The sequence below is a fragment of the Lysobacter enzymogenes genome (assembly GCF_017168095.1).
GTDB lineage: Bacteria > Pseudomonadota > Gammaproteobacteria > Xanthomonadales > Xanthomonadaceae > Lysobacter > Lysobacter enzymogenes_D.
Window position 1 is genome coordinate 1 of record NZ_LXSD01000618.1, and the last position, 5,086, is coordinate 5,086.

A 5,086-nucleotide genomic window follows, 5' to 3' on the forward strand; every position below is an offset into this window, starting at 1 on the left:
GACGGCGGCGGCGATCGTCGCCGCGGGCGGCTCGGCCGAGGCCGACAGCGTCGATGCGCTCGACGCCGACGCGGTCGCGGCCCACGCCGACGCCGTGGCCGCGCGCGCCGGCGCCATCGACATCGTGTTCAACGCGGTCGGCTACGTGCATGTGCAGGGCGTGCCGCTGGCCGAGCTGAGCGTCGAGGCGTTCGAGCTGCCGGTGCATCGCTACATCCGCAGCCAATACCTGATCGCGCAAGCCGCCGCCAGGCACATGCGCGAAGGCGGCGCGGTGCTCGCGCTGACCACGCCGGCCGGACGCATGACCGGCCCCGGCTTTCTCGGCCACTGCGTCGCCTGCGCGGGCGTGGAAGCGCTGTCGCGGCATATGGCCGGCGAACTCGGCGCGCGCGGCATCCGCGCGGTCTGCCTGCGCGCGCACGTGATCCCGCAAACCCTGCAGCACGGCTCGCACGCGCGCGAGGTGTTCCAGCCGCTGGCCGACGCCGCCGGCATGAGCATCGAAGACATGCTGCAAGGCGCGGCCGAGGGCACTGCGCTCAAGCGCCTGCCGACCCTGGACGACATCGCCGGCGCGGCGGTGTACGCGGCCTCCGCGCGCGCCTCGGCGCTGACCGGCGCGATCCTCAACCTCACCAGCGGGTTCCTGCTGGATTGAACCGTCGCGGCCGCGGCGACCGCGACGGCGCTTCGATCAAGGCTGCTTTACCGCGGCGACCGAACTGTTGGCGACGTACAGGCTGGTGCAGGCGCCGCCGCTGTCGCGGGTGAAATCGATGTACGAATCCGGACCGACCGATTGCGCGGCGGCGACGATGTTCGCATTGGCGCTGAAGCAAAGCGTGTTCGCGCCCGCCGCGTTCTGCGCCTCGCAGCCCGCCTGCAGCGAGCCGCCGGACGCGCTGATGAAGCAGCCGATCAATTGCCTGGTGTCGGCGCTGTTGCGGGCGCTGCCGATCATGCCGTAGGCGCGGGTCACCTGGCCCGACGAGTTGGTTTCCAACGTCACCGGCACATTGGATCTTTCGCCGGCGAAGGCCGGGGCGCACAGCATCGTCCACATCGTTGCGGCCAACGCGGCGGCAGTCGAAAGCTTCATGGTGTTTCCTCCTTGAAAACCCGCCGGAATGGCGGGGCTGCGGAGGAATGGAACACGCCGCGCCGGGCGCCACAATCGCGCGGGCGACCGCAGCGGCCGCGGTTGCGCGGACTGTGCGCGGCGTCGCTGTGCGGCCGCGCCTTGCGTCGCCGACGCATCGCCGGCGATGCGGCCACGGCGGGCACAGTCCCATGCCGATGCCGGACCTATAGTGCGGTCAGTCGTTCTCAGCCCGGAGCCGCGCCATGTGGGACCCCGCCAAATACCTCGACTTCGCCGACCTGCGCGGGCGGCCGTTCTTCGACCTCACCGCGCGCATCGGCGCGACCGCGCCGCGGCGGGTGGTCGATCTGGGCTGCGGCCCGGGCAACCTGACCGCGGCGCTGGCGCAGCGCTGGCCGCAGGCGGCGCTGGAGGCCAGCGACAACTCGCCGGAGATGGTCGCGGCCGCGCGCAAGCTCGGCATCGATGCGCAGTTGATCGATGTGCGCCAGTGGTCGCCCAAGCCCGACACCGATGTGGTGGTCTCCAATGCGGTGCTGCAATGGGTGCCGGAGCATCGCGAACTGTTGGAGCGCTGGGTGCGCGAGCTGCCGCGCGGGGCGTGGATCGCGATCCAGGTGCCGGGCAATTTCGATGCGCCCTCGCATGCGCTGACGCGCGAACTCGCCGCGAGCGCGGCCTGGGCGGGCAAGCTCGGATCGGTGGGCTTGCGCGACGACGCCGCGGTGGATGCGCCGACGCAATACGCCGAGCGGCTGGCGCGGCTGGGCTGTCAGGTCGATGCGTGGGAGACGACCTACACCCAGCGCTTGCACGGCGAGAACGCGGTGCTGGAGTGGATCACCGGGACCGCGCTGCGGCCGGTCAAGGCGGCGCTGGATGCGGCGGATTGGCCGCGTTTTCGCAGCGACCTGGCGGCGATGCTGGAGCGGGCGTATCCGCCACGCGACGATGGCACGACGTGGTTCGGGTTTCGGCGGATCTTCGTGGTGGCGCGGACGCCGCAGTGACGAGGGCGCTCGCGCGTTGGTTCGCGTTGAGCGCAGTGTCGGCGTAGCAAGGGAACGTTTCGACGCGGTTGCGTTGGCGCGGTCGCGGCTCGCGCCGCTCCTACAGGAAGCAATCGAAATCGCGATGCGAGCTGGATAAAAAACCTCCCGCCACGATCCTTGTGGCAGGAAGCCAAACCATCGCCGCGGCCGCTGCGGGCGGCCGCGGCCGGCGCGCTTACAGCGGCGCGCCGCCGAACTTGTGGGTGTACTGCACGAACACCTGCCGGCCCAGCGCGTCGAACCAGGACACGTCGTAATACGGGTAGCCGGTGTAGCTGCTGTCGTGCGGCGGCATCTTGTCGAACAGGTTGGTCACCGACACCGACAGCTGGTTGTGGTCGGTGAAGCGGTACTGCAGCGACAGGTTGTAGCGGTAGGTCGCGCCGATCCACGGGCTGCCGCCGTCGGCGGGGTCGTAGCTCTCGCTGTAGGAGTCGTAATTGGGCAGCTTGCCCAGGCGCTCGCCGTGCAGGGTCGCGGTCCAGCGGTCGCGGTCCCAGCTGACGCTGGCGCTGGCCTTGCTGCGCGGGATATCGAAGCCGCTGTTGACCGCGAACTGGTCCTCGACCCGGTCGCCGGCGTACTGCTGGCTCTCGTGCTCGCGCACCCAGCTGTAGTTGCCGCTGAAGCGGAAGGTGCCGACCGCGGTCTCCCAGCGCCAGCGCGCGGTGAAGTCGACGCCGTTGGTGCGCTCGCGGGCGATGTTGATCGGATTGACGTAGGTGCCGTACAGGCGGCCGTCGGCGCTGCGCACCACCCGCGCCAGCGCGTCCACGCAGGTCGGCGAGCCCGCGCTCACCGGCGTGCCGTCGGGGCGCTGGCCCAGGCGGCAGTCGGCTTCGTCCTGCAGCACGCTGTCGGCGCGCAGGTCCTGCACCTGGTGGCGCAGGTCGATGTCGTAGTAGTCCAGCGAGAAATCAAGGTTGGCCAGCGGCGACCACACCACGCCCGCGGTCCACGAGGTGCTGGTTTCCGGATCGAGCTTGCGGTTGCCGCGGCGGGTGACGATCAGGCTCTCGTCGGAATAGCTGCAGTCGGCGTAGTCCACGCCCGGCTCTTCGCTGCGGCAGCGGTAGTAGTCGATCGCCGCCGATTCGCTGTTGCCTTCGCCGGCGAACACGTAGTGCAAGTCCGGCGCGCGGAACGCGGTGCCGTAGGAGCCGCGCAGCAGCAGCGTGTCCAGCGGCCGCCATTCCAGGCCGGCGCTGTAGGTGAACTTGTCGATGCTGCCGCCGCCGTAACGGTATTGGTCGTAGCGGCCGGCGACGCTGAGGTTCAGGCGTTCGAACAAGGGCAGGCGCAGTTCGCCGGCCGCGGCCCAGCGGTCGCGGCTGCCGCGGCCGTCGGAGTCGCGCCAGCTGTAGTAGTAGTACTGCGTGGCCAGCGGGTCCGGGCGCAGGTTGTAGCTCTGGCTGCCGGCTTCCACGGTGCCGGCGAAACCGGCCGCGCCGGCCGGCATCTGGAACAGCTCGGTGTTGGTGAAGGTCAGCGACAGCGTGTCGGTGCGCGACTTGGGCTGGTAGACGGTGCGCGCGGCGATCGAGTCGTATTCGGCGCGGGTCAGCGGCCGGTACAGGCGCGAGGGGTCGGCGTCGAAGATCGGATAGCCGTCGTCGTCGGTGCCCAGCTGCGGGCCGAGGAACAACGCATTGGCCTTGGCCGCGACGATCTGCGGCCAGCTGATCGTGGACTGGTACTGCGAATGGCTCAGCGCGGTTTCCCAATCCCAGTTCGCGCCCCAGCGGCCCTTGAAGCCGGTGGTGACGCTGAAGGTCTTCTGCCGGGTGCGGATGTCGCCGTTGTCGAGCCCGCCCATTTCCTCGGGCGTGAACTGGCGCTGCCAGTATTCGAGCTGGTCGGTGGCCTGGTTGAAGAAGTAGCCGCTCTCGTCGCCGTCGGGGCGCTGGTACACCCACTGGGTCACGTCGCGGAACATCGACAGCTCGTGGTAGCCCAGCTGCAGGTCGGCGAACCATTCGGTGTCGTTGTCGAAGCGGTAGCTCAGCGAGCCGTAGGCGTTGAGCCCGCGGCGCTTGCTGATGATGGTGCCGTAGCCGATCGAGCGGTCGCTGCCGCAGTAGTAGCCGTCCTCGCCGTCGACGCCGTAGCCGGCGCGCCTGGCGCGGTAGGTGTTGCCGCCGTTGAGCGCGGCCAGGCCGTCGCAGGCGCCTTCCGGGTCGAGGTATTCGTCGTACCAGTTGGTGCGCAGGAAGGTGCGGCGCGGCGCGCGGCTGCCGGCAGTGGGGGCGTCCAACGTCGAATCCTGGCGCGCGCGATCAAAGGCCCACAGCGGGTTCTGGACCACGATCTCGGCGCCGTAGATCGCGGTGAAGCGGTCGTCGCTGAAGCCGCTGGACACGCTCAGGTCGAACGACTCGGCGCCGCCGCGGGTGGCGTCGCCCATGCGCACGTCGACCGTGGTGCCGTCGGCTTTCTTCTTGAGGATGAAGTTGACCACGCCGGAGATCGCGTCGGAGCCGTAGATGGCCGAGGCGCTGCCGGTCAGGATTTCGATCCGCTCGACCATGCCCAGCGGAATGTTGGAGATGTCGGTGAAGTTGCTGCGGCCCTTGAACGGCATCGGGAAGTCGGCGATGCGGCGGCCGTTGACCAGCACCAGGGTGTGGTTGGGGCCGAGGCCGCGCAGGTCGACCTGCTGCGCGCCGGGCGAGAAATCCGCGCCGCTGGCCGACTGCTGGCTCTGGGTCTCGCCGCCGTTCTGGGTCATCGCGCGCAGCACGTCGGGCACGGTGGTGAAGCCGTTGGCCTTGATCTCCTGGGCGGTCATCACCGTCACCGGCGCCGGGCCCTCGATCTGCGCGCGCGGGATGCGCGAGCCGGTGACCTGGATGGTCTCCAGGTCCGTCGCCGCCGCCGGCTCCGGCGAGGCGCCGCCGGTGGCCGCCTGCGCGCGCGCCGCGGCGGCCGC

General features: G+C 70.2%; 4 protein-coding genes. 2 read left to right on the forward strand and 2 right to left on the reverse strand.

From position 1 onward, the window contains the following. Window positions 1-661, forward strand: a 661-nt coding sequence (locus A7A76_RS23915) for an SDR family oxidoreductase (protein WP_206413661.1), incomplete at its 5' end; no start/stop codon positions are given. 36 nt (window positions 662-697) lie between these two features. Here A7A76_RS23915 and A7A76_RS23920 read toward each other — a convergent pair. Then, entirely contained in the window at window positions 698-1,102 is a 405-nt protein-coding gene (locus A7A76_RS23920; protein ID WP_206413662.1) for a hypothetical protein, read from the reverse strand. Between the two features lie 245 nt (window positions 1,103-1,347). Between A7A76_RS23920 and A7A76_RS23925 the strand changes: the two genes are divergently transcribed. Then, a complete protein-coding gene (locus A7A76_RS23925; RefSeq protein ID WP_206413663.1) occupies window positions 1,348-2,115 on the forward strand; it encodes a trans-aconitate 2-methyltransferase in 768 nt (255 codons plus the stop codon). A gap of 217 nt (window positions 2,116-2,332) precedes the next feature. Here A7A76_RS23925 and A7A76_RS23930 read toward each other — a convergent pair. Then, window positions 2,333-5,086, reverse strand: a 2,754-nt coding sequence (locus A7A76_RS23930; RefSeq protein ID WP_206413664.1) for a TonB-dependent receptor plug domain-containing protein, incomplete at its 5' end; no start/stop codon positions are given.